23 protein-coding genes are annotated in these 25706 nt (G+C 32.1%); 14 read left to right on the top strand and 9 right to left on the bottom strand.

Features of this window, described 5'->3' with window-relative positions; all coding sequences use genetic code 11:
* Positions 1-31 precede the first annotated feature (31 nt).
* The 4 genes from QZ136_RS08300 to QZ136_RS08285 are packed head-to-tail and all read right to left on the bottom strand — an operon-like array spanning position 32 to position 3669.
* On the bottom strand, positions 32-1207 hold the full coding sequence (locus QZ136_RS08300; protein WP_291402335.1) for a hypothetical protein: 1176 nt from the start codon (positions 1205-1207) through the stop codon (positions 32-34).
* A 4-nt stretch (positions 1208-1211) separates the two neighbouring features.
* The gene (locus QZ136_RS08295; RefSeq protein ID WP_291402333.1) at positions 1212-2471 is read right to left on the bottom strand and encodes an aspartate kinase; all 1260 of its coding nucleotides are present in this window, start codon (positions 2469-2471) and stop codon (positions 1212-1214) included.
* A 40-nt stretch (positions 2472-2511) separates the two neighbouring features.
* Positions 2512-2982 (bottom strand): GNAT family N-acetyltransferase, encoded by a 471-nt coding sequence (locus tag QZ136_RS08290; protein WP_291402330.1) that lies wholly within the window; start codon positions 2980-2982, stop codon positions 2512-2514.
* A 6-nt stretch (positions 2983-2988) separates the two neighbouring features.
* On the bottom strand, positions 2989-3669 hold the full coding sequence (locus tag QZ136_RS08285; RefSeq protein ID WP_291402328.1) for a YggS family pyridoxal phosphate-dependent enzyme: 681 nt from the start codon (positions 3667-3669) through the stop codon (positions 2989-2991).
* Between the two features lie 101 nt (positions 3670-3770).
* Between QZ136_RS08285 and QZ136_RS08280 the strand changes: the two genes are divergently transcribed.
* From QZ136_RS08280 to QZ136_RS08260, 5 genes are all read left to right on the top strand, one after another.
* Positions 3771-4136: a DUF4296 domain-containing protein gene (locus QZ136_RS08280; protein ID WP_291402326.1), complete on the top strand. Its 366-nt coding sequence runs from the start codon at positions 3771-3773 to the stop codon at positions 4134-4136.
* The gene (locus tag QZ136_RS08275) at positions 4133-6496 is read left to right on the top strand and encodes an endonuclease MutS2 (RefSeq protein WP_291402324.1); all 2364 of its coding nucleotides are present in this window, start codon (positions 4133-4135) and stop codon (positions 6494-6496) included. The genes QZ136_RS08280 and QZ136_RS08275 overlap by 4 nt, the downstream gene beginning before the upstream one ends.
* Before the next feature lie 36 nt (positions 6497-6532).
* Complete coding sequence (locus QZ136_RS08270) at positions 6533-7633, top strand: PQQ-dependent sugar dehydrogenase (protein WP_291402322.1); 1101 nt, start codon at positions 6533-6535, stop codon at positions 7631-7633.
* Between the two features lie 50 nt (positions 7634-7683).
* Positions 7684-8382: a CoA transferase subunit A gene (locus QZ136_RS08265; protein ID WP_291402320.1), complete on the top strand. Its 699-nt coding sequence runs from the start codon at positions 7684-7686 to the stop codon at positions 8380-8382.
* A 65-nt stretch (positions 8383-8447) separates the two neighbouring features.
* Positions 8448-9104, top strand: a complete 657-nt coding sequence (locus QZ136_RS08260) for a 3-oxoacid CoA-transferase subunit B (RefSeq protein ID WP_291402318.1) — start codon at positions 8448-8450, stop codon at positions 9102-9104.
* On the opposite strand, the gene QZ136_RS08255 is transcribed toward QZ136_RS08260, so the two are convergent.
* Genes QZ136_RS08255 through QZ136_RS08235 form a run of 5 tightly spaced genes read right to left on the bottom strand, consistent with a single transcriptional unit; the run spans position 9105 to position 13939 of the window.
* Complete coding sequence (locus QZ136_RS08255; protein ID WP_291402316.1) at positions 9105-9746, bottom strand: P-loop NTPase fold protein; 642 nt, start codon at positions 9744-9746, stop codon at positions 9105-9107.
* Positions 9739-10623, bottom strand: coding sequence for a LysM peptidoglycan-binding domain-containing protein (locus QZ136_RS08250; RefSeq protein ID WP_291402314.1), 885 nt, complete (start codon positions 10621-10623; stop codon positions 9739-9741). Before QZ136_RS08250 ends, QZ136_RS08255 begins: the two co-directional genes overlap by 8 nt.
* A 24-nt stretch (positions 10624-10647) precedes the next feature.
* Positions 10648-11415, bottom strand: coding sequence for a DUF4905 domain-containing protein (locus QZ136_RS08245; RefSeq protein WP_291402313.1), 768 nt, complete (start codon positions 11413-11415; stop codon positions 10648-10650).
* A 55-nt stretch (positions 11416-11470) separates the two neighbouring features.
* Positions 11471-12964: a hypothetical protein gene (locus tag QZ136_RS08240; RefSeq protein ID WP_291402311.1), complete on the bottom strand. Its 1494-nt coding sequence runs from the start codon at positions 12962-12964 to the stop codon at positions 11471-11473.
* 18 nt (positions 12965-12982) lie between these two features.
* Positions 12983-13939 carry a hypothetical protein gene (locus tag QZ136_RS08235; RefSeq protein WP_291402309.1) on the bottom strand — a complete coding sequence of 319 codons (957 nt, stop codon included), beginning with the start codon at positions 13937-13939 and terminating at the stop codon, positions 12983-12985.
* A 157-nt stretch (positions 13940-14096) separates the two neighbouring features.
* On the opposite strand from QZ136_RS08235, the gene proS reads away from it, so the two are divergent.
* The 9 genes from proS (at position 14097) to QZ136_RS08190 (ending at position 25565) form a co-directional block, all read left to right on the top strand.
* Positions 14097-15569, top strand: coding sequence for a proline--tRNA ligase (proS, locus tag QZ136_RS08230; RefSeq protein ID WP_291402307.1), 1473 nt, complete (start codon positions 14097-14099; stop codon positions 15567-15569).
* 21 nt (positions 15570-15590) lie between these two features.
* Positions 15591-16286: a hypothetical protein gene (locus QZ136_RS08225; protein WP_291402305.1), complete on the top strand. Its 696-nt coding sequence runs from the start codon at positions 15591-15593 to the stop codon at positions 16284-16286.
* A 42-nt stretch (positions 16287-16328) separates the two neighbouring features.
* Positions 16329-17468 (top strand): cystathionine gamma-synthase, encoded by a 1140-nt coding sequence (locus tag QZ136_RS08220; RefSeq protein ID WP_291402304.1) that lies wholly within the window; start codon positions 16329-16331, stop codon positions 17466-17468.
* 13 nt (positions 17469-17481) lie between these two features.
* Complete coding sequence (locus tag QZ136_RS08215; protein ID WP_291402302.1) at positions 17482-18351, top strand: TIGR02757 family protein; 870 nt, start codon at positions 17482-17484, stop codon at positions 18349-18351.
* Positions 18352-18428: 77 nt separating this feature from the next.
* Positions 18429-19184, top strand: coding sequence for a LytTR family DNA-binding domain-containing protein (locus tag QZ136_RS08210; RefSeq protein ID WP_291402300.1), 756 nt, complete (start codon positions 18429-18431; stop codon positions 19182-19184).
* A gap of 82 nt (positions 19185-19266) precedes the next feature.
* On the top strand, positions 19267-22194 hold the full coding sequence (locus QZ136_RS08205) for a histidine kinase (protein ID WP_291402298.1): 2928 nt from the start codon (positions 19267-19269) through the stop codon (positions 22192-22194).
* 107 nt (positions 22195-22301) lie between these two features.
* The gene (locus tag QZ136_RS08200) at positions 22302-23402 is read left to right on the top strand and encodes an SPFH domain-containing protein (protein WP_291402296.1); all 1101 of its coding nucleotides are present in this window, start codon (positions 22302-22304) and stop codon (positions 23400-23402) included.
* A 396-nt stretch (positions 23403-23798) separates the two neighbouring features.
* Positions 23799-24101 carry a hypothetical protein gene (locus QZ136_RS08195; protein ID WP_291402294.1) on the top strand — a complete coding sequence of 101 codons (303 nt, stop codon included), beginning with the start codon at positions 23799-23801 and terminating at the stop codon, positions 24099-24101.
* A gap of 18 nt (positions 24102-24119) precedes the next feature.
* Positions 24120-25565: a CFI-box-CTERM domain-containing protein gene (locus tag QZ136_RS08190; RefSeq protein WP_291402292.1), complete on the top strand. Its 1446-nt coding sequence runs from the start codon at positions 24120-24122 to the stop codon at positions 25563-25565.
* Positions 25566-25706 lie beyond the last annotated feature (141 nt).

The following is a 25706-nucleotide window of genomic DNA, read 5'->3' as shown; positions in this document are numbered from 1 at the left end:
TTTTTTTTGTCCATTTCAATTCTATTATTTCTTAAAGACGCTCACAATTTATTACTAGGAGTTGATCCTTCATTCCAGTACAAAATAAAAGATATTCGTCGCCACCATCTTTGATTTTAAGTTTTTTCTTTAGTTCCTCCGGACTTAAACCAAAATTACGACAGATAATATTAGCTTTTTTGATTTCATTCTCTTTTGAAAATTGTCCGAAAGTCAAGAGTTTTTTGATTCTAAATTTTCTACCTGGGAACTCATTTATTAACTCTTTAGATGTATATAAATGGGTATGTTGATGTAACTTTTCTAGTTTAAAATCGCGACAAATCAATTTAAAACATCCCGCTTTTAAAAGGGCAGTGTCAGGTTCATAAAGATATTCAAGAGGTTCAGAATAATTTGAAATATTATAATTCTTTTCCTCTGATAGTTTGAAATTATACTTATTTTCTTGATTACCAAGTAATACACAGGTGATTAAAGGATCTTCATTTGCATTATTTTTATCGATTACTATCAATAATTCTTTGCACTCATTTTTAATGCTAATTACATGAATTTCACTAATTTTAATTAATTCGCGAATAGCGGATTGGATATCTAGTAGCGGTGCTGTTTTAATAATAATACGATCAGAATGCTCAATTAATAGCTTTAAATTGCTAATTACGTCTGGCTCGCAATCTTTTAAAAGAAATACTTTTTTTGATTCAACCCTGCGCGAAGGGTCAATGTAAATTGTGCTAAAGGTTTCGTTTGAATCTCTTAAATAATCAATCCCATTCGCGTTAACATAGTTTATTTTAACACCTAGGACTTCTGAGTTATGCTTTGATATTTCAGATAGTTCTTGATTTAATTCACAATGTGTTACAAAGTCTGCTTTTAGCGCAAAAAAATGACTATCAACACCAAATCCGCCAGTTAAATCAATGATGCTATTCCCTTGAATTAGACTAGCTTTATATTTTGCAGCTATCTCTGAAGATGCTTGCTCGATGGATAATTTTGCTGGATAGTAAAGACCTTCTGTATTAAACCAAAGTGGAAGTTTAGATTCACAGCGTTTTTTACTATCTATTTGTTCGGCTAATTCTTTTGAGCTTATTTCTTCAAAAGGACTTTTTTTAAGAATTATTCCGGGGATATCATCTTCTAAATGTTCTTTAATGAACTTCTGAACTTCGTTATGTAATATCCTTTTATTCAAAGCTTTACTTTAAAATTATTTGTGCAATATTGCGACTGAATTGTTCCATAATAATTGTTTTTCCTGAGCAAATAGCATTTAAATTCTCTTTTTTGAAATGTCTTACCGTCAATAAACTTAATTCTTGATTGTATTTACAATTGAATTTATCTTTCAAAGTATTTAAAAGTTTATTGAACTTCACATCATCTTGATTAAAGCAGACTGATAAACTCATTGCAGAACGTTGCATCATATTTATTTTGATGTTCGACTGTGAAACACATTGCAAAAGGTAAATAAGAATTTGTTCATCGATGAATGAAAAATCTTTGGTTGACATGGATAAAAGGATTTGATTATTCTTAACAATTTTTGCAGCTATATCCGTATTTAATATTGCCATTGAATGAATGATTGTACCTTTTTCATTCGGTTCCAGAAAAGGTTTTACATATAATGGCACATTGGCATTTTGTAGTGGCTTAATTGTTTTTGGATGTATGATTGTTGCCCCATAATAAGCCATTTCTAATGCTTCAGAATAGGGTAGTTCATCATATTTTTGTGCATCTGGAAATAATCTTGGATCAGCATTCATAATTCCAGAAACATCTTTCCAAACAGTTAGTGATTCGGCTTGTAAGCAGGAAGCAAAAATTGCAGCCGAATAATCAGAGCCTTCACGGCCTAATGTTGTAGTGAAATTTTCTGAAGTCCCGCCAATAAAACCCTGTGTAACAAGTACTTGTTTTTTTAATAGATTTAGTAATTTGGGCATGCTTGATCTAGTTTTATCCATATCAATTATACCTTCACGATACGAATTGTCAGTATGAATAAAATCTCTTGCATCTAACCAATTAGTGTCTATCTTATTTTGGTTTAAATAAGCCGCTACTATTCTACTTGAAAGAAATTCGCCAATAGATACTATTTGATCATAATTGAAATCATAGTCCGGATGAGGTTCATCCTCCAACATCCATTCAATTTCTACAAAAGTATTGGCTATTTCATAAAAAACTGGGTTATTTTTATTTTCAAATAGATCAAGCATGATGTTTTCATGGAATTGCTTAATATTATTAAGAATTTCATGCGCATCGTCTTCACCTTCTACAAATGCTTTACAAAGGTTTTCTAGGGCATCCGTAGTTTTACCCATGGCAGAAACAATAATTAGTATCTGATCATTAGCATGTGATGCAATAATGTTTGCTAGATTTTTAACGGATTTGGCATCAGAAACTGCAAATCCTCCAAATTTAAATACTTTAATCAAGACCTTAATTTTATTTATAAATATTATTTCAATGTTAAATCTACGACAGTTTTTTAAGCTGATCTTCTGAAAGTGCTACATTTAGCCATCCACCATCAAAATCGGAATTGTATTTTTTGTAAAAATTAATTGCCGGTTCATTCCAGTCTAGTACTTGCCATGTCATCCCTTTAAATTTCATTTCAATAGCTTCTTCAATAAGTCTGTTGAATATCAATTTTCCTATTCCTTTTCCACGCATTTTTTCTGTTACAAGCAAATCTTCTAGATACATTCTGCAACCTTTCCAAGTGGAATAACGAATATAATATAGTCCGAAACCTTGTATAATCCCGTTTTCTTCGGCTACAAATGCTTTCCAAACTGGGTTTTTGCCAAAGCCTGCTTCTTGAAACTCTTCAATGCTAACTGTTACTTCGTCGGGTGCTTTCTCATAAACTGCGAGTTCATGAATTAATTCTAATAACCTATGGCAGTCTTCCTTTACTGCTACTCTAATCTTCATTTCCATTAATAATTATTTTGACTTCGCTTGACGAGTACCAAAAATAGTGCTTCCAAGCCTAATCATTGTGCTCCCTTTCTCAATTGCCAATTTATAATCTCCAGACATGCCCATCGATATTTCTTTAAAGGCATCATCTTTTCTGAAAAAGGTATCTTTCAATCCCTGGAAAAATATACCAAGTTCATAAAATTCTTCAGCAGTTATTTTAGGATTATCTGTTAATGTTGCAATACCCATTACCCCACAAATTCGAATGTTTTTCATTTCTTTAAACTCATCAGATCGCAATAATTCTATGGCTTCGGCTAAATCTAATCCAAACTTAGTTTCTTCGTCTGCAATTTCCAATTGAAGCAAACAATCAATAACCCGGTTATTTTTTAAGGCTTGCTTATTTATTTCTTGTAATAATTTTAAGCTATCAACAGAATGAATTAATCCTATAAAAGGAGCGATGTATTTTACTTTATTAGTCTGCAAGTGTCCAATTAGGTGCCATTCGATATCTTTGGGGAGTTTTTCATATTTATCCACCAACTCTTGAACCATGTTTTCGCCGAATAAACGCTGTCCAGCTTCATAGGCTTCAGTGATACTTTCTATGGGTTTTGTTTTAGAAACGGCAATTAGCTTTACACTACTATTTCCTATCTCTTTCTTTATGGCTGATATATTAGCTGTAATGCTCATTTATCTGTATTTTTGATTAAAATTTTAAAAAGTTAAACCTACGGGATACTACTTTAATATGCAATTTATTCTCATCATTATATTTCTAATTAAAATTTAAAATGAAAGGATTTTATTTACTTATTCTGTGTCTATTATTTTTGGCTTCTTGTAAGGATGATAATTTACCAAAGGACTTGATTGAGGAGCAAAAAATGATCCAAATTATGTCAGAATTGCATATTATTGATGGATATATGTCTAGTTTAAGCTATACAGATTCAATCCGTATCAATGGGAAGAATTTTTATAATACAGTTTATAAAAACAATGGAATTACTAAAGCTCAATATGAGAATAGTCTGAAGCACTATAGTATGGATCCAGTGAAATTGGATAGTATGTATAGTGATGTAATAAAACTTATTTCCTCCAAAGAAGAGATGTTTAATAAAAAGCCATCGAAAAATATTGAATTAGAAGAATGATATATCCCAATAATGCCGCTGAAAAGTTAGGCTTTCTAGATATTAAAGAATTAATCAAATCTTACTGCCTTAGCACTATGGGGCAGCAAATGGTTGATAAAATTCAGGTAATGACCAATTTTGATAATATCAATAAGTTTTTGCGTCAGACTCATGAATTTAAAAATATCTTACAAAATGATTCCCCTTTACCCATTCAGAACTTTTTCGATATTAAAACTATGGTCGAGAAGGTTAGGATTGAAGGGACTTACCTGACTGAAGAAGAGTTTTTTAAGGTTTCTGCTTCTTTAGCAACGGTGTTTTCTGTTCTACAGTATTTTTCGGATAGAGCAGGACAATACCCAACACTAGAAGCTTTATTTGAACATCTTCCTATTGAGAAATCAATAATTCATAAGATTGAACAAATTATTGATCCTAAAGGGAAAATTAAGAATAATGCCTCTCCAGAATTAATGAACATTACTTCTGGAATAGCGAAAGCTGAGCAAGAAGCTCGAAAAAAAATAGATCAAATTTTCAAAAATGCACAAAATAACGGTTGGACGGCTGATGGTAACCTTACCGTAAGAGATGGAAGATTATGTATTCCAGTTCTTTCTGAGAATAAAAGAAAATTAAAGGGTTTTATTCATGATGAATCTGCATCAGGGCAAACAGTTTTCCTCGAACCTGAAGAGGTCTTTCATCTCAATAATATTATTCGTGATTTAGAATTTGAAAAAAGAAGGGAGATTATCAAATTACTTGTTGCACTAACTAATGAATTAAGGCCCTATGTGCCACTTTTGTTGTCTTATCATGGTTTACTTACTAAGCTTGATTTTGTTAGAGCAAAGGCTCTTTTTGCATTAAGTATTGAAGCCGAAATGCCTGTCTTGATTAAGGAAGCTGAAATTGATTTAATTAATGCCCGACATCCATTATTATATTTAAACCTCAAAAAAGAAAAGCAAATTGTTGTTCCTTTAAATATAAAAATTGAAGATGAGGCACGTGTAATTGTTGTTTCTGGTCCCAATGCTGGTGGTAAATCGGTTTGTATGAAATCTGTAGGTTTACTTCAGATTATGCTTCAATCTGGTTTATTAATTCCAGTAGATGAGCATTCAAAAGTGGGTGTTTTCAAGCAGATTTTTGCGGATATCGGTGATGATCAATCCATTGAAAGCGACCTAAGTACCTATAGTGCTCATTTATCAAAAATGAAATATTTTATAGAGTTTGCTAATGCTAAAACTCTTGTTTTGATTGATGAGTTTGGGACTGGGACTGATCCGCAATTTGGCGGACCAATTGCTGAAGCAGTTTTAGAGAATTTAAATAAGAAAAATGTTAGGGGAGTGGTAACCACACATTATTCTAATTTAAAGACTTTTGCTAATTCTACCCCGGGTTTGGAGAATGCATCTATGCTATTCGATAATGAGAAAATGCTGCCACTTTATATTCTTTCTTTAGGAAAACCAGGAAGTTCTTACGCTTTTGAAATTGCTCAGAAAATCGGCCTAAATGCTAGTGTTTTAGAGTCGGCAAGACGGAAAATCGGTAATTATCAAAAAAAGGTTGATACCTTATTAGTTGATTTAGAAAGAGATAAAAAGGAACTTATCGATACTAGAAATTCGGTAGAAAAGAAGGAACTGAAAGTAAAAGCTTTACTTGCTGAAAATGAACAATTAAAGGCTTATTTAGAGGAAAACAAAAAGCATATCATTAAAAATGCTAAGATTGAAGCTCAAAGCATTATTAAAAATGCCAATAAGCTAATTGAAAATACTATTTCAGAAATTAAGGAGAGTAAAGCTGATAAAATTAAGACTCAACAATTAAGACAAAATCTTGATTTGGAGCTTAAAAAACATGAAATACAAGAAAAAAAGGTTCAAAAAATACCAGAGAAAGAAGAATTAAAGCAAGGCGATTGGGTTAAGTTTTTGGATTCTGAAAATATTGGCCAAGTATTGGAAATTGCCAGAGATAATGTCATTCTTGCAATGGGCGATCTGCGCTCAGTTGTTAAACTAAATAGGGTCGAAAAAGTATCAAATAGATCTGTTCCAAAGGAGATTAGGAAATCGCATGGGACCGATTTGACTGAGAGTTTCTCAACATTTAAAACAGAAATTGACCTTCGTGGAAAGAGAGGGGATGAGGCAATTTATGAGATTGAAAAATATCTTGACAGGGCAGTTATGCTTGGTTTATCTACTTTGAAGATCATTCACGGTAAAGGAGATGGTATTTTACGTAAACTTATTCGTGAATATTTAAAAAAATATTCTTCAGTAAGTCGTATTGAAGATGAGCACCCAGATAGAGGTGGAGATGGCATTACTTTTGTATATCTAAAATAGATTGTCTGTTTTTTATATTAATCAAATGTATAAGTCATGGAAAAGAAGATTAAACTATTAGGTATTCTTATTCTATTAATTTTCGCTTCATGTAAGAAATCATCTAAATCGCCTGAAATTGCAATTCAGAATCCTGAAATTGAGATCCAGGTATTAAGTCAAAATTTATCCTTTCCTTGGGAGCTTCTTTGGGGTCCAGATAATTTTCTTTGGATGACCGAAAGAGGGGGTAGAATAAGTCGTATTAATCCTTCAAATGGTGTAATTAGTCCCTTGTTAACCATTTCTGAAGTAAAGTCTCAAGGCGAGGGTGGTTTATTGGGAATGGTTCTCCATCCAAATTTCTCTGTAAACCCGCATGTTTTTGTTGTTTATAATTATGATAAATCAGGTGTTTATATCGAAAAAATAGTTAGGTACACGTATAATGGTTCAAGCTTAATTAACCCAATTATTATCTTGGATAATATTCCGGCAGCAAATTATCACAATGGCTCACGATTATTGATAAGTCCCGATTTCAAATTATTTATAACTACTGGCGACGCTGTAAATGCAAATTCAGCTCAATCTATAAACTCTTTGAGTGGAAAAGTTTTGCGTGTGAACCTTGATGGAACCATCCCTGCAGATAATCCTATTGCTGGAAACGCTTTGTGGTCTTTGGGGCATCGAAATGCTCAAGGCTTAGTATTTGCAAATGGGATACTCTATAGTTCAGAACATGGACCTGAAAAGGATGATGAGATTAACATCATTATGAAAAACAGAAATTATGGCTGGCCTAACGTAAATGGTTTTTGTAACGAAAGTGCTGAGCAGGCTTTTTGTAATTCAAACAATGTGGTGGAGCCACTGAAAAATTGGACTCCTACAATTGCAGTATCAGGAATGGATTATTATGAAAATGGTCCGCTTGCTCAGTTTAAAAATTCATTGATTTTAGCCACTTTGAAAGATCAAACTTTATATCAATTAAGGCTAAATACTGCTGGAGATAAAATTGAAGAGACTAAAGAATTGTTTAGGTCTACTTATGGGCGACTTAGAGATGTTTGTGTTGGAGCAGATGGGAGAATTTATGTCTTGACAAGTAATGGATCAAATGATAAGATTTTGGTCATAAAAGCAAAATAATATAACACTTTCTAATGCTTTTGGTAATTTAGTGCACTAACCAATTATTTATGATTCATAAAGTTGTTGCGAATGCCGATGAGGCCATTCGAGATATTTCTAATGGGATGACACTCATGTTAGGCGGTTTTGGTCTATGTGGTATTCCCGAAAATTGCATTAATGCACTTGTTAAGAAAGGTGTAAATCAGCTAACATGTATTTCTAATAATGCCGGTGTTGACGATTTCGGTATTGGATTGATGCTTCAAAACAGACAAGTTAAAAAGATGATTTCTTCCTATGTTGGTGAGAATGCAGAGTTTGAGCGCCAATTGCTTAGTGGTGAACTAGAAGTCGAATTAGTCCCACAAGGTACTTTAGCAACTCGTTGTATGGCTGCAGGTTATGGTATGCCTGCGATATTTACGCCTGCTGGAGTTGGGACAGAAGTAGCCATAGGTAAAGAAATCAGGAATTTTAATGGGAAAGATTATTTAATGGAAAAGGCTTTTGATGCTGACTTTGCCATAGTTAAGGCTTGGAAAGGAGATAGTGCTGGTAATCTTATTTATCGTTCTACCGCTCGGAACTTCAATCCTGTAATGGCAATGGCCGGTAAAATAACTATTGCAGAGGTTGAGCATTTGGTTGAAGTAGGAGAATTAGACCCAGATCAAATTCACACTCCAGGAATTTACGTTCATCGTATTTTTCAAGGCCAGGATTATCAAAAAAGAATAGAACAAAGAACTGTTCGTTCAATATAAATATCTGATAGTCAAAATTTTATTTTCAATAATTATATCTCAAAGAAAATTATAAAACGATATTCATGTTAGATAAAATCGGTATTGCAAAGCGTATAGCACAAGAAATTAAGAATAATTATTATGTTAATTTGGGTATAGGCATTCCGACCCTAGTGGCTAATTATATACCAGAGGGAATTAATGTGGTTCTTCAGTCTGAAAATGGTTTATTGGGGATGGGACCATTTCCAATTGATGGTGAGGAAGATCCTGATTTAATTAATGCAGGAAAGCAAACTATAACCACCTTGCCTGGATCATCTATTTTCGATTCTGCGATGAGTTTTGGTATGATTCGTTCTCAGAAAGTTGATTTAACTATACTTGGGGCCATGGAGGTATCAGAAAATGGGGATATCGCGAATTGGAAAATTCCAGGGAAAATGGTTAAAGGAATGGGAGGAGCAATGGATTTGGTTGCTTCTGCAAAAAACATTATTGTTGCCATGCAGCATGTAAATAAGGCAGGAGAGAGCAAACTTTTGCCAGAATGTTCTTTACCCTTAACTGGCGTAAAATGTGTTAAAAAAATCGTTACTGAACTTGCCGTTTTAGAAATTGCTAGTGAAGGTGGTTTTAGATTATTAGAACGTGCTCCAGGTGTAACTATTGATGAAATCAAAAAAGCAACTGCCGGGAAATTAATAATCGAAGGCGAAATTCCTGAAATGAAAATTTAATTATAATACCAATATGTTTTCCCTAAGGTGATTAGAAATTTCACTTGTTATTTCGATGATGTCTTCAGCAACATGTGTATTATTTGTGATTATTTTATCGCATTGATCTTTGTAAGGCAATAAGTAATCATTAAAGGCCGGCATCACATGATTATTCCATTTGTAAATAACATCTCCTTCCGGATAACCTCTTTCGATAAGATCTCTTTTTAGACGTCTCTGTAAGGCGATATCTTCATCTGTATCAATAAATATTTTCATATCCAATATCTCGGCAATTTCCTCAAAATGAAGGATAAATAAACCCTCAACCATAACAATTGGAGCCGGTTGAATTTCTAATAGTTTAGGTTCAGAATTGGGATTATTGAAAGTATATTCTTTTTGATAAACAGTTTCTCCATTTATCAAATTTTTAATATCGTTTACAAATTGACCATTATCAATTGTTGATGGCAGATCAAAATTATAAAGTTTATTTTCTTCAGCAGTCATTGTATGACCCACTCTATAATAATAGTCGTCTTGAGATAATAAACAGATTTCCTCTTTTTTAAAATGGTTTAAAAAGCACTTTAAAAAGAAGGTTTTTCCGGAACCACTTCCACCGGCAACACCAATTACAAATGGTTTCTTACTCATTAGGAACACCGTATATTAAGGTTACTTGAAATCTTTTATCTAAGGCACCAATTAAATTTGCTGTAGCCTTATTCACTACAATAATAGCATCTTTTGATAATTCATTTTGAGTAAATTTTCCCACAACTTTTGCAAAAGTGCTTTTACCAGTCATAGGATTGGTTATTTTAATAACCGTACCAATTGGTGCTGTTTGATGAAGGGCCAACATCTTTGTTTCATTCAAATTTTCATCATCCAATGTAATGGCAATTCCTCTTTCATTTACTTCTCTTAAACCGTATCTCGCGACTGGTAATTTAAGTCGCTCACTTGCATTTTGGATACTATCTGTTAAAATAGCAGGTGTATTTGTAACTGGTTCTTGATTAGCTACTGGAGTTCTAGGGATTTCTACAATAGTTTGTTCTGGATTTGAATTGACTGAAGGAACCTTAATAATTTGACCTATTGAAAGATTATTACTACTAAAATTGTTTAACGCTTTTAATTTCTCAACTGTTGTGTTGAATTTTCTAGCAATAGAGTAGAGGTATTCACGCGGACCAACTTTATAGTCGATGCTATTTTCAGATGAAGATTGGATTGTTTGCTGTAAACTATTTGTGTTTGAAGCATTTAAATCAGTGAATGAACGATCAGTAGGAATTTTAACAATTGCACCAATCTGTAAAGACTTATTACTATTAAATTGAATAATTGATTGGGGACTTACATTATACTTTCTACTTAATGAGAAATAGGTTTCTTTAGGCTCTAATTTATGGACTATGGTTTTTTTACCGTTTAGATTTTCAACACCTATAGAATCAATCGCTGCACTGGCTGTGAGCGAGGTAAGGCCAAAGAATATGAATAAAACTAAGTGTCTTAACATCAAAAGAATATAAAATTTGTGCAATTATACGAAATATGAAACGATTTCATCCTTATTTCGGATGTAGAACAGTTGTTTCTTTAATATAAAGAACGACTCAGGTTGTAGTTTTTGTATATTACTTATTAAAATATCTTCATGTAATATCTTGTTATTCTGATATATAAGTAATTTCTGTTGTAATTTACTTTCGATTTTTTCATGAAAGCAAATTATCCTTAAACCATCTATATTTAAATCAGCAACACCTCCTTCAATTGAACCATGCTCAATAAAATTAGGAAATGAATATTCATTATTTATTTCAGGAAATATGATAGAGTTGGAATTGAGACTAATTTGAGATGGTTCAGAAAGAGTTGATGTATTTAAATGATTTATCCAACTAAAACGTCGAGGAGAAATTTTTGTGTCAAATATTTGTATTCCATAATTTGTAACTTGTTGAATAGATACATTATACTTTTCCCATAATATTTTAGCGCTCTTAAGTTCAATAGAAATTAATCCCGAACTTTCGGGGCTCTCAACATGCTCATTTAACTTTAATAGGAGAGTACCCTCTGACAAATAAGCCAAATTAGCATTCATTGGTTCAGCAAAAGCCTTCTCTTTAAAGAAGATTTTACCAGTTTCGTAATTTAAAACACTAAATAATACCTTTTTAGTGTCAATATTTCGACTTTCAATAGCTAAAGAACCAGTTTCTTCTTGAATTTGCATTTGCCAAATTAATCCACTGAATTTTTCGGCAAAAGCTTGCTTTAACTTAATGGACTCATTTATGCTCATCTTTCAATACAATCAAGAAGAAAATATCTTTTAGAATTATTAATTTAATAAAATATTAAAATCTTTTCCCTATGGTTAGAAAGATATTAGTTCTAGTGTTTTCGATTAATGCTACTGGGCTAACACCAGGATTTAAGTTATATGGTTTAATATCAGTATTATAAGCAATTTGTTGATAGGTCATATCAACATAAACATCGTTGAAACGATAACCTAAACCAGCGCTATAAGTACTAATTTTAAATTTATTGTTATCTAATTCTTTATAAGGATTTCCTTGTACACCATAACCGCCACGAACCATAAGTTTATCGAATTTTAACTCAGTTCCAATACGATAGTTTACAGCACTTTTGTAGTTATTTAAAATCTCTTTGTTATTATCCAGAATTACATCTGAGTCTGATGAATTAATATTTGCCGAAGAAAAATTAATACTCGAGTAGTCCAAATAATCAATATCTGCTGAAATAAATCCATATTTACTAATAAAAACTCCAATTCCACCACTTACTTTTAATGGAGTACGTAATTTATAAGAGAAATCATAGGTCTCATCATTATTTACAAATTGAGAATCGACTCTGTTTTTACCATATTTAGTATCAAGAACTTCGGTATAACTATCATCAATGGTGTACCATGTTGGAGTTTCAATGGTTGCTCCCAAGCGAACAGCAGGCACCGGTCTGTAAATAGCACCCAATTTGGCGTTCAATCCCGAACCTCTAGTAATTTGTGATTGCCTAAAGGATAAGTCATAATCGTTAGCTTCAGTTACATTATAGCCCTTTTCTTTATAAACAGCATCCGAATTGTATCTCAAACTTGTAATCCCTATGCTTGCTCCAATATAAAATTGATTACTATAGTTTGCTCCAAATGCGAAGTTAATTTCACTTTGTGAACCTGTTCTAATGTCATTTTTTGTTTGGACATTATTTACATCTGTCTCAGGGAAATAGGTACCATCGGTATTATCGTAGCCAATTAAATAATTGTCATAAGCCATTCTTTCAAGACTTCCTCTTGAGAGTGTATTTGGAGCACCATAGTTTGACGTAGCTAATTGAGCATAATAATCTGCTATTGAATTAGTTGCATTTGTTCCAGTAAATAAAATGTTATCTCCAAAAGATTTCGTTTTATTGTATCCAATACCGTAGTTGAAGCTAACCCATCCCTCATCTAATTTTGATCCCTTGGGTTTATAAACTTTTGAATTCCAAACTACTGCAGCATGAGCCAGACCTAATTGATCTTTTTTACCCATAGTCCGACTATTAAGGTATTGAGCATCAGCATTGTAGCTGTTGAATTCGGGAGTGAAACTAAAATCAGATCTTGTAAATAAACCAATACCGGCAGGATTACTACCTATTGAACTTAAATCGCCTCCAACGCCAATCTGTGCACCAATTGCCTTAAATCTTGCAGTACTACCCGATTGACCCTGTGAAAAACGTAAAGCATCGGCTGAATACTGTGCATGTAATTGTCCCGTAGCAGCCACTATGACTGCCATTGATAATAAAAGTCTAAATCTCATAAAAGCTTTTTCTAAATCTTAATTTCCTCTTGATGGTCGTGCAGATGAACTACCACCACCATTATTGTTTGATGGGGCAGGGGTTGAACGTGATCCTGAACCAGAGTCTTGTCTAGGTGGAGCTGTATATATACGCTCCGGTTGAGCCACCCTTTGTGGAGGATTTTGGTTTACTCGCTCTGGGCGATTTACCTGCTGAGTTCTAGTCCCAGAGTTTTGCGTAGCACCAGCATTTGGCTGTGTTTGAACACCATAACGTTCAGTCCTACTTCTAGGTACCACATTTCCGTTTGCATCTCTTGTGCCAACAGTGTTAGGGCGACCAATAACTGAACCTCTATCAATTGTTAAATTATCTGAACCTCTTCCAGGTCTTGAACGGTAATTAGGAGTATTGAAAGCAGGACTGCTATAAAGACCTGCATAGGCGCCACCATAGTAGCCATTTCCATATCCAAATGCATAAGAATTAAATGGATTATAGAAAGAGTATGGTCCCCAGAAATTTGATCCAAATCCATAATTAAATCCAAATGGTCTCCATGGATTGTAATTAAATCCTCCAAAACCCATTCCCAAACCCATTCCAAAACCTAAATTATATGACCCCATTCCGAGGTAGCTGTTAGGAAAATATAAATTATTGAAAAATGGATCATAATTATATCCATATAAACTATTGTAATATCCTAATGATGGTGCGTAAGTGCCAAATCGATTAAATCGAGAAGCATAATCATTATAATAACCGTAATTATCTATTGCATCCCCATAAAGATTTTCTTCTGTTACGTACTCTTTTGTTCTCTTTTCTTCATTTTGAACAATTGTTTGCGGGACATATTCCTTAGCTTTTGCAACGGAATAATAAACATCGTCATCTTGATCAATTATTTGTGCAGTTTTAGTAGTGGCACAAGATCCCATGAATATAATAAATGGAATAGCTAACAATGGAAGAATTTTCTTTTTCATAATCGTAATTATAAGATAAGAATGAACGTATAAACTATAGACGATATTATTAATGCAATGGTTGCATCGTAAAATATTAGAATACATCGTCTAGTTTTATAACTTTGTTAAAAATATAATTTTAAGTAAATATACGTAATTTTTCGATTTTAATAAGATGAGTAAGGGTTTAACAAGTAGAGCAGACGATTATTCGCAATGGTATAATGAACTTGTAGCTAAAGCCGACATGGCCGAACATTCTGCAGTTAGGGGTTGTATGGTTATAAAACCCTATGGCTATGCGATTTGGGAAAATATGCAAGCAGCTTTAGACAAAATGTTTAAAGATACGGGGCACAGCAATGCCTATTTCCCATTATTCATTCCCAAGTCATTTTTTTCAAAAGAAGCTTCACACGTAGAAGGTTTTGCAACTGAATGTGCCGTTGTAACTCATTATCGCTTAAAAAATGATGGCAATGGAAATATAATTGTAGATGAAGATGCCAAGCTTGAGGAAGAGTTAATTGTACGTCCTACTTCTGAAACAATTATTTGGAATACATATAAAGGATGGATTCAGTCTTACCGTGATCTTCCTATTTTAGTAAATCAATGGGCCAATGTAGTCCGTTGGGAAATGAGAACACGTTTATTCCTTAGAACTGCTGAATTTTTATGGCAAGAAGGACATACAGCTCATGCAACTGCTCAAGAGGCGATTGAAGAAACGGAACGTATGCTTGAAGTATATGCCGATTTTGCCGAAAACTGGATGGCTGTCCCTGTGGTTCGAGGTAAAAAAACCGCAAATGAACGTTTTGCAGGTGCTTTAGATACTTATTGTATCGAAGCTTTAATGCAAGACGGAAAAGCTCTACAGGCCGGTACTTCCCACTTTCTGGGTCAGAACTTTGCAAAAGCTTTTGACGTTAAATTTACCAGTAAAGAAGGAAAGCTTGATTATGTTTGGGCTACTTCTTGGGGAGTTTCAACTCGTTTAATAGGGGCTTTAATTATGGCTCATTCTGATGATTCAGGATTGGTTCTTCCTCCTAAACTAGCTCCAATTCAAGTTGTTATAGTACCAATTTATCGTTCTGATGAAGAGTTAGAGCAGATTTCTACATTGGCGAAAGAATTATCTAAAGAGCTAAAAAACAAAAATATTTCTGTTAAATACGATGATCGCGATACTTTACGTCCCGGTTTTAAGTTTGCTGAATATGAAATGAAAGGTGTTCCTGTGAGACTAGCAATAGGAGGGCGCGATCTTGAAAACGGAACAATTGAAATTGCACGTCGTGATACGAAAGAGAAAGAAACTATTTCTAGAGATGGATTAGTTCAGCATATTGAAGATTTATTGGTTGATATTCAAAATAGTATCTATCAAAAAGCCTTAAAATTTAGAGAGGAAAATACTCGCGAAGCAAATTCTTATGAAGAGTTTAAGGAGCTTCTAGATAAAAAGGCAGGATTTATTTCTGCCCATTGGGATGGAACCCCTGAAACTGAGAAAAGAATTAAAGATGAAACTAAAGCAACCATTAGATGCATTCCTTTAAATAATAAGCTTGAAAATGGTGTTTGCATGCTTACTGGTAAACCTTCCACTCAGCGTGTTTTATTTGCTAGGGCGTATTAATTAGAAAGAAATTTTTTCAATATGGAAGAAGTTGAATCATACAAACATATTTTAACTCTACTTGAAAATAAAGCCAGTGTAAAACAGCAGATTTTCAAAACAACTTCGGCTGTTTTTAACCAATTTAAACAGGTTTTGAATGAAATTTGTTTAGATATGCAAGCTGATTTTGCTGAAAAAAGTCAGTTAGTTGAAATTAGCTATTCTGATCGTGGTGATTTTGAGGTACAACTTAAGTTTTCGGGTGATGTTCTCATTTTATCTATGCATAGTAATGTGTTTAGTTTTCCTCCCGAACATGAGGTAAATAAGCTAAAATATGTTCAAGAAGATCCATATAGACAATATTGTGGTATCATTCACATTCATAATTTCTTGGCCGATTCATTAAAATATAATAGAGGCTCGGATGTGGGTAATTTAATCGGACGCATTTTTATTAATAAAGAGGAGCATTTTTTTGTAGATGGCCAAAGTCAATTGGGATTCCTCTTCAATTCTTTCCATAAAGGAAAGCTACATAAAGAGCAAATTCGTAAAATTTTGGAGTTAGCAATAATCTATTGCATGGAATTTGATCTTTTAACTCCTCCTTTTGAAAATGTACGTTTAATTAGTCTCGAAGAAAAACAATACATGGGATCCACATCAGGATACCCTACAAGCAAGCAATTAGGTTATAAATTTAAGGCGGAGCTTGAAAATAAAATTAACTGAACCTAAATTCTTAAATAAAATTCACCAATTATAATATTCATCATGAAATTCGGAACAAAAGCTATTCATGCGGGACAAGAGCCTGATCCAAGTACTGGAGCAATTATGACTCCCATATTTCAAACCTCAACTTATTGGCAGAAATCTCCTGGCGATAATAAAGGTTTTGAGTATTCTAGAGGTACAAATCCGACACGTAAAGCCTTAGAAGATTGTCTTGCAGCTTTGGAAAATGCACAGTACGGACTCGCTTTTTCGAGTGGTATGGGGGCAACCGACGCTGTAATGAAGTTATTAGCTCCCGGTGATGAAGTAATTACTGGTAATGACCTTTATGGAGGTTCATACCGAATTTTCACCAAAATTTTTGCAAACTATGGGATAAAATTCCATTTCATAGATATGTCTGATCCCGAGAATGTTAAAAATTATGTAAATGATCAGACCAAGTTAATTTGGATAGAAACACCTACAAATCCTACAATGCAAATTATTGATATTGAGGCTGTTTCGCGTATCGCAAAACAAAACAATATTTTACTAGCTGTTGATAATACCTTCGCATCACCTTATTTACAAAATCCAATTGATTTAGGTGCCGATATAGTGATGCATTCGGTAACAAAATACCTTGGCGGACATTCGGATGTTGTTATGGGTGCTTTAATGCTTAATGATGAGGATTTATACAAGCGTTTATGGTTCATCTATAATGCTTGTGGCGCGACTCCTGGTCCGATGGATAGTTTCTTAGTTCTAAGAGGTCTAAAAACCCTTCACTTACGTATGAAAGCGCATTGTGAAAATGGTAGACAGATTGCTGAATTTTTAAAGAATCACCCTAAAGTGGACAAAATCTACTGGCCAGGATTTACAGATCATCCAAATCATCACATCGCTAAAAAGCAAATGCGTGATTTTGGAGGAATGATTTCTATTACTTTAAAGGGTGCAGATCTTCAAGAGACTTACCGTATTGCATCCTCATTTAAGGTTTTTTCACTTGCCGAATCATTGGGAGGAGTGGAGTCATTAATTAATCACCCAGTATCCATGACGCATGGTTCTATTCCTAAGGCTGAACGTGATAAAGTTGGTGTTACGGATAACCTATTGCGTTTAAGTGTTGGTGTTGAGGATGTGGAAGATCTACTTGAGGATTTAAAGCAGGCACTTGCTTAAAGGCGTTTAACAAATGTCTAAATATGCCTTTTCTTTAAATACGTTTCAGGGACTGAAAGAATTTCTTGATGCTAAGGTTGAGCTTTACAATCAGCCGGGATTTATAGAAAATGATCCTATTTGTATTCCTCATCAATTTAAATTGAAGCAGGATATTGAGATTATGGGCTTTTGGGCCTCTATTTTAGCATGGGGGCAGCGTAAAACTATAATTAATAAGTGTAATGAACTCATTCGTTTGATGGATGGTGCACCCTATGATTTTATCATGAATCATAGGGACTCTGATCTAAAGGTTTTTCTTGATTTCAAGCATCGCACCTTTAATGATACGGATACTTTATATTTTATAGAGTTTTTTAAACAACATTATCGTTATAATTCTTCTCTTGAAAATGCATTTACTGGTCTAAATCTGAAATGGGGGATTGATGGATCCGATTTTGAAATGCCAGTTAATAATAGGAGAGGTACCTCCGAAAAATCCGATTTTACTAGGAAATCTGCCGAAAATTGCTTAAATTATTTCAGAGAATATTTCTTTTCCCTGCCTGATTTCCCTCATAGAACTAAAAAACATGTAAGCTCACCGACTCAGAAATCTACTTGCAAACGGTTAAACATGTTTTTAAGGTGGATGGTTCGAGATGATCAAAAAGGAGTAGATTTTGGAATCTGGAAGACCATAAAACCATCTCAGCTTATTTGTCCCACCGATTTACATGTTGAACGTGTAGCTCGCAAATTGAAATTAATTACACGTAAACAAGTGGATTGGCAAACAGCTACAGAGCTTACTCATAATTTACAACAATTTGACCCTAATGACCCTGTAAAATATGATTTTGCTTTGTTTGGATTAGGGATATACGAAGGCTTTTAATTACGCTTACCATTCTAATCATACCGTTTACTAATTGTTTGGGTACATATTCAACAAAAATAAATAGTATTGTAACTATGATTAAGACAATTATTGTAGATGACGAAATCAATGCAAGAGAGTTTTTAGAAAAACTTTTAATTCGATATTTCCCAAATAAGTTTATTGTTTTAGATCGTTGTAAAAATGTTGATGAAGCTATAAGTGCTATTAAGCGACACAATCCAGAATTAGTTTTTTTAGATATTCAAATGCCTAATAAAAGTGGTATTGAATTATTTAAAGAAATTAAAGAAATTAATTTTGAAGTTATCTTTACTACTGCTCATACTGAGTTTGCAATTGATGCCATTAAAATAAATGCATTAGATTATTTACTTAAACCAATTAATTACATTGATTTGCTGAGTACAGTAAAGAGATTGGAAAAAAAAAGAGTACAACTTAAAAATGATAATAACCTAAGACTATTAATCAAAAATATTGATACTGGAAGTTCAGGATATAAAAATATTGCTTTCCCAACAGAAAGCGGATTTGAACTTATAAAAGTAAACTCGATTTTATATTGTGTTGCAGATAATAATTATTGCAACATTGTTTGTTTGGATGGGACTAAAACCACTTTATCCAAATCATTGAAATATGTTGAAGAAAGCTTACCCAATGACATTTTTCAAAGAATACATAAATCGTATCTGGTAAACTTAAATTATGTGTCTCGATTTAACAAAACTAACGAGTTATTAGTTGAATTAACCAACGGTGAAAATCTACCTGTATCCATTCGAAAAAAAGAAGCTTTTATCAATGCTATCCTCAATAAAAATTAAGCTATTCGTTTTATTACTATTTTTCTCGTTAAAATGTTTTTCACAGACTATTCCGTGCAAAAACATAACTATAAACGATGGTTTGCCAAGCAACAATATTAAATGCATTTTTAAAGATAGTAGGGGTATTCTGTGGATTGGAACTGAAGATGGATTGTGTAGCTATAACGGTAAAGATTTTAAAATATACAATCAAAATAATGGTTTAAAATACAATAATGTATGGTCGATAACGGAGGATAACGACCATAATTTATGGTTTTCTTTTTATGGTGATGGTATTGCTAAATACGATGGAAAAAAATTCCACTATTTCAACACTAAAAATGGACTCATCCACAATAGTGTACGGAAACTACATTATTCCAAAAAATACAATTGTTTAATCTTGGGTACTGAAAATGGTTTAAGTTTATTTGATGGCAAAAAGTTCAAGTCATTTGTCGAAAAGACACCATTAGACAAGTTTCAAGTAATGGGTATAAATGAAGATGAAGGTCAGGTATTAGTCTCTGTGAATTGGTATAAGACTTTTTCCTTGATATTAGATAATGATATTACAAAAGCAAAACTAATTCAAAAGTTTGAACCTATTCATAGTTTCTCATCCTTTGTAAAAAACAACATTTACTATAGCGGAGGTTCTGATAACTTTTTATATCAGAGAAATTTGAAAACAAACACAGTTAAAATTACTCCTTCAAACAAAATATGGGATTTTACTTCTGATTCAAATGATAATATTTATTGTGCTTCATGGAATGTTAATGACCCCAGTGGAGGTTTATATAAAATTTCGAACGACAAATTAGAAGACATTACAAAAAAATCAAACATCACTTCAACATCATTGTGGTGTTTGTACTTTGATAAAAAAACCGAACAACTTTGGGTAGGTTCCACTGATAAAGGTTTATTTGTTGTTGATTTTAGCAACAAACTAAAGGTGTTTGACCCCAATTATTTCGAATTAAATAAACTTGAAATACAATCATTATTTACCGCTAAAGATAATAGTATATGGATTGGCGCTAGAGACAATATCATTATTTTAAAACCAAATTTAACATATGACATTTTAGATGAAAAAACAATTTGGAATAAAATTGAAGCTTTCTTAAAAAACAAAATATTATCGAAAGATGAACAATATAAATACAATGAATTTAAGTTAAGAAAAGGTTTTACTTGTTTAAATATAGTAAGTGATAAAGACGGTTATATATGGGTTAATACAACACATGGCGTATTTTGTTTCGATGACAAATTCAGATTATTGTATTATGAATTTGGTCAAGGTAATGGAGGTAATATCGCTTTTAGCAACAATGACGAAATTATCTATACAGCTTTTTATAACAACACCTTTTTGATAAAGAATAAATTCAATTGGGAATCAAGTTCAGTACTTCCAAAAGAAAATAAAAACACCCCATCAGATATATTAAAAATCACAAAGGATAAGAATACTATTTGGCTTGGTTCTTATCTCAAGGGTCTATTTAGATATACTGATGGAAAATTTTATTCATTAAATAAACTCGGTCAATTTCATGAAAAAAATATTCGTGATTTAATAGTTGATCACAAAGGGAATATTTTAGTGGGCACAAACTTAGGGAATGTATATGTATTACAACTCAATAAAAACTTAGTAAAAACGATTGCTAAGTATCGTTCCAATTTAGAAATTGTTGGAAATACAATAACTTTTATTGAGGAAGTAAACGGCTATTATTTTATTGGGACAAATAAAGGAATAAACCTGTTTAAAAATCATAAATTAATAAAAGTGCTAGACAAATCTGAAGGAATTTCAGATTTGCAAATAAATGATTGTGTAAAAAATAGTGCTGGTAATTTAATATTGGCTACAAATAGTGGGCTAATTACTTTAAATGCAAAAAAAGTTATTGAATCAATAAATTCATCTTACGATAAAATTGAACTTAATAACATAAAAATAAATGGAAGTGATTCTCTGCTTGCTAAAAATATTGTCTTTGGAATTTTAAAAACAGATTCAATACAGCTCAAGCATTTCCAGAACGATATTGAAATTCATTTTTCGACAAATAATTTATTCAATGCAGAGAAAAATGTATATCGATATAAAATAGAAGGCTTGGATAATTATTGGAGTAACTATGAATCTATTGATAAAATCAACTTAAGGGGCTTATCAAATGGTAATTATAAAATAATTATTGAAGGAAAAAATATAGGTTCAGGTGAACTGCTAAAAGCCAAAACAATCCATTTACTTATTAGTCCGCCTTTTTGGAAAACACCGTTATTTATTATTTCAATAATTATTCTTTTTCTTATTCTTATTTATCTTATTGTAAAAACAAGAATCAAGCAAATTGAGAAACAATCAGCAATTCAAAATACATTCAATAAGCGATTAGCAGAATCAAGAATGGAAGCATTGCAAAGCCAAATGAACCCTCATTTTATCTTTAATGCAATGAATTCTATTCAAAACTTTATCATAGATAACAAAACAGATGATGCTTTAATGTATATGGGGGAGTTTTCTAAACTTGTACGTCAAACCTTAAATAATTCATCTAAACAATTTATAAAACTGAAAGAAGAAATACAATATTTAGAAACCTATGTAAATATAGAACGGATGCGTTTCCCATATGGGATAGAATTCAATTTAGAAATTGATAAATCAGTGGACATTTTAAAAACTGAAATCCCACCAATGCTCATTCAGCCTTTTGTAGAGAATGTTTTCGTACATGCTTTTGATTCTGATTCGAAAGATGCTGAATTAACTATCCGAGTTACAAAAATCGCTAATGAGTTACATTGTATTATAAAAGATAATGGACAAGGAATAAATACAGTTAAACTATCCAAAATACATGAGTCAAGAGGTATTAAACTTGTTCAAGAACGTTTTGATTTATTCCAAAGTAATGCAGAAAGTATTATCATTAATTCTGAGATGAATAGAGGAACTACCGTATTCTTGAAATTCAAAACCTCTATATAATACATCGCTCACCATTAAAAGGGGGGCGGTAAGTAATTCTTATGAATATGTAAAAAGTTTTATTTCAAATTTGTTGGATAATCCTATGATAACGACTATCCTAAAATATGGCCTTAATTGACGTAGTAAAATATAATGCGTCAGATGATGAATTTGTTTGGAAATTCCCATCAAATGACTTAAAAATAGGAACACAAGTAATTGTAAATCCAGCTCAAAGCGCATTTTTTATTAAAGGTGGTGTTATTTTGGATGAATTCACTAATGGAACTCATACTATAAAAACTGAGAACATTCCATTACTTAACAGCATTATAAATTTGCCATTTGGTGGAAATTCCCCGTTTCAAGCAGAAATATGGTATGTTAATTTAATATCAAAACTTGATAATAAGTGGGGCACTACAAATCCAATATTATTAGAAGATCCTAAATATGGAGTAATAATTCCTGTAAGAGCTTTTGGACAATTTGGATTTAAAATTTCAAATCCAAGAATATTCCTAGAAACGCTAATAGGTAGTTTACCTTCATTTACAGCCGATAAAATTCAAGAATATTTTAAAGGTAGAATAATATCTTCTTTAACAAGTTTGATCTCAAAAAAGCTAGTCCGTGAAAACATTTCAATTTTAGAAATTAACATGTTTCTTGACGAATTATCAATATTCTGTCAAGAAAATATTTCTGATGAATTCAAAAAATTTGGATTGGAGATCATGAATTTTTATTTCATGTCTGTCAATGTCCCTCTTGATGATCCTAGCGTTGTTAAGCTCAAGGAATCAAAAGATTTAGCTGCAAAAGTCAAAATAACAGGTAAAGAACTTTATCAAATGGACAGAAGTTTTGATGTTTTAGACAATGCTGCAAAAAATGAAGGAGGAGCCGCAGGTAATATCATGAGCGCTGGTTTAGGTCTTGGCTTAGGTGTAGGTATTGGGAATCAAATGAGCAATGTTTCTGGTAATTTAAACACTCAAAACACCCCACCTCCACCACCAATTACTTTATATTATGTTTTAATTAATAACCAGCAAAATGGTCCATTGAGTATTGACCAATTAAAACAACTAATTGCTGACCTTAGGGTGAATAATCAAACAATGATTTGGAAAGCTGGTATGGCAAATTGGGTATTAATAACTGAACTACCTGAAACGTCAAATTTATTTAATCAAATACCACCGCCCCCACTGGTTATATAAATATATTTTTATGTCAAAAATCATTATTTATTTAGGCTCAATATTCGTTGTTGTAAATACTTTGCTAGGTTTATTAATTTCAAATTATCTAGCCTTCAATTGGATTTCTATTAATATGATATTAATCATCAATACACTAATTCTTTATAAAATATCAATAGACAATATTAATACTGGATATAAAATTAGTCTTTCATTTATTTATTCCTTCTTGTGCTTGTTTTCTATTGTATTGGCATTATTGAGTCCTGAGAAATATAATGACAATTATTTCCTTGTAGGATTTATTTTGATAATGCTAATTCAAATTTCACTTTATATAATTTTAAAAAAAATATACATAGTTAACCTAAATAATTAATCATAACAATAATAATTTAATATAAACAATAATCTATGAAATTTAATTTTTGGAACTGGGTACATTTAATATCTCCTTTTTTTATAGCGGCAATTTCTTTACACTATGGACTTGACGATACTTATTGGAACTGTTTATTTGGAACTAATATTTTCACTGTTTTAGTGACAATATTGCCCTTTGCATCAAGAGAAGAAAAAACAGGTCGCTCATTTAAAACAAAATATGGAAAAATAGATGAGTACAGAACCGTTGAAAGCGAATATAATCCTGAAACAACATTTTATGCTATCTGGCTTTTTCAATTAGCCCAAATTGTTCTATTTTTTATTCTATAGTATTTAAAATTTATAATTGTGTCTGCATCAATTAATTGCCCTTCCTGTGGCGCTGTAAATCGTTTACCTGAAGGGAAAAATTCAATGTTTTGTGCTTTTTGTGGTAGTTCCATATCCATACATAAACCAATTACTGATTCGACTACTTTCGAATCTGCAATAAAGTCAAAGCCTTTAATTACTGAAAAAAAAGTTAAAATAACGCCTGGAAACCCAAACGCAGACTTTTGGTATGGTGAAACGTCTCTAACCGCTGAAAAAAGAAGGGTAGATGGTGGTTTTGAATATTGGACAGGTCGTGAATGGTATTTTGTAAAAGATGAAGCCTATGTTACTTCTGAGGGAGGCGAATTATCTCTTACTAAAAGAGGAATTAAATCTTTAAATGAAATTATTTATTGGTTTTCCGATAATGAATTATTAGAAGTTAAAAAACTCATATTAAACGACAATAATATTGATGATTTATCGGGGATTGAGAGATTTGAAAATTTAGAATTACTGAATTTATCAAATAATAATATTTCAGAACTCCCAAATAACAATGAATTTTTAAGTAAAATATTTAAGATATATATCGGTGGTAATCCTGTAGAAAATAAAATTTCTAAAGAACAAATCAACTATTACTCAAACATTCGTTTCTACACACCGAGATTTAAAAAGGTATTAACAATTCCGAATGTAGTTGGTGATATTGAACTGAATTATGAAAATTTTGGTGTTGAAAGTTTAGATGAAGTAATTGATTTATATACAGATGCTGAATTACTTAGAATCGAAATAATTAATTTCTCAAAAAACAAACTAAAAACTTTAGCGGGACTTTCTAAATTTTATTCGACTAAAATTGATTTTTGCAATAATGATTTAACATTAATCGATGATTTACCAAAATTCAAAAAGAAATACTCAGAAGATTTAACAAGTTTAAAACTAGAATTCACTAATAATAAAAATTTAAAAGGATTTACTGATCAGGCAATTAGCCATTTTTATGATATAAGGCTATCTGATGTAACAATATATTTAAGGGGTTGTGATAATTTTAATTATGAATCACTTAGTAAAATTAATTTCCATCAAATTTTTAAAAAAGCTAATTATGAATATACCCGTTTCATGATTTATGTTGACTCTAATGTTGAATTACCAAAAAGTTTAAAGCAAATAGGTTTTGTTGTAGAAAACTCTCATTGGGGATTAGGTTATGGTTATAAAAAATCAGGTTGTTTTATTGCAACAGCAACAATGGGCAGTTATGACCATCCAGAAGTAATGGAGTTGAGAAATTTTAGAGACAATTGGATATTAGAAAAAAAATGGGGTGAGAATTTTGTGACTTGGTATTATGATTATGGAGCAATTGCAGCCAAGTATATCGAAAAAAGTTATTTGTTAAAAAAAGTATGCTATCTACTTATTGTTAAGCCCTTAGTGTACTTATCGAGAATTGTAAAATAGGCAATATGCCAATATTTAAAGCGATAGAAAAACAAACTAGTAACGATCAGAAAATCAATATTTCTTTCTTTTATTACTTTATACATGAATTTGGTGTTCATTATGGGAAATTTTCATATGAGATAACTCTCATCATTAGTT

This window comes from Daejeonella sp. (assembly GCF_017495225.1).
Classification (GTDB): Bacteria; Bacteroidota; Bacteroidia; order Sphingobacteriales; family Sphingobacteriaceae; genus Daejeonella.
Note: the sequence above shows the minus strand (reverse complement) of the source record. Positions and strands in the feature narration are given on the sequence as shown.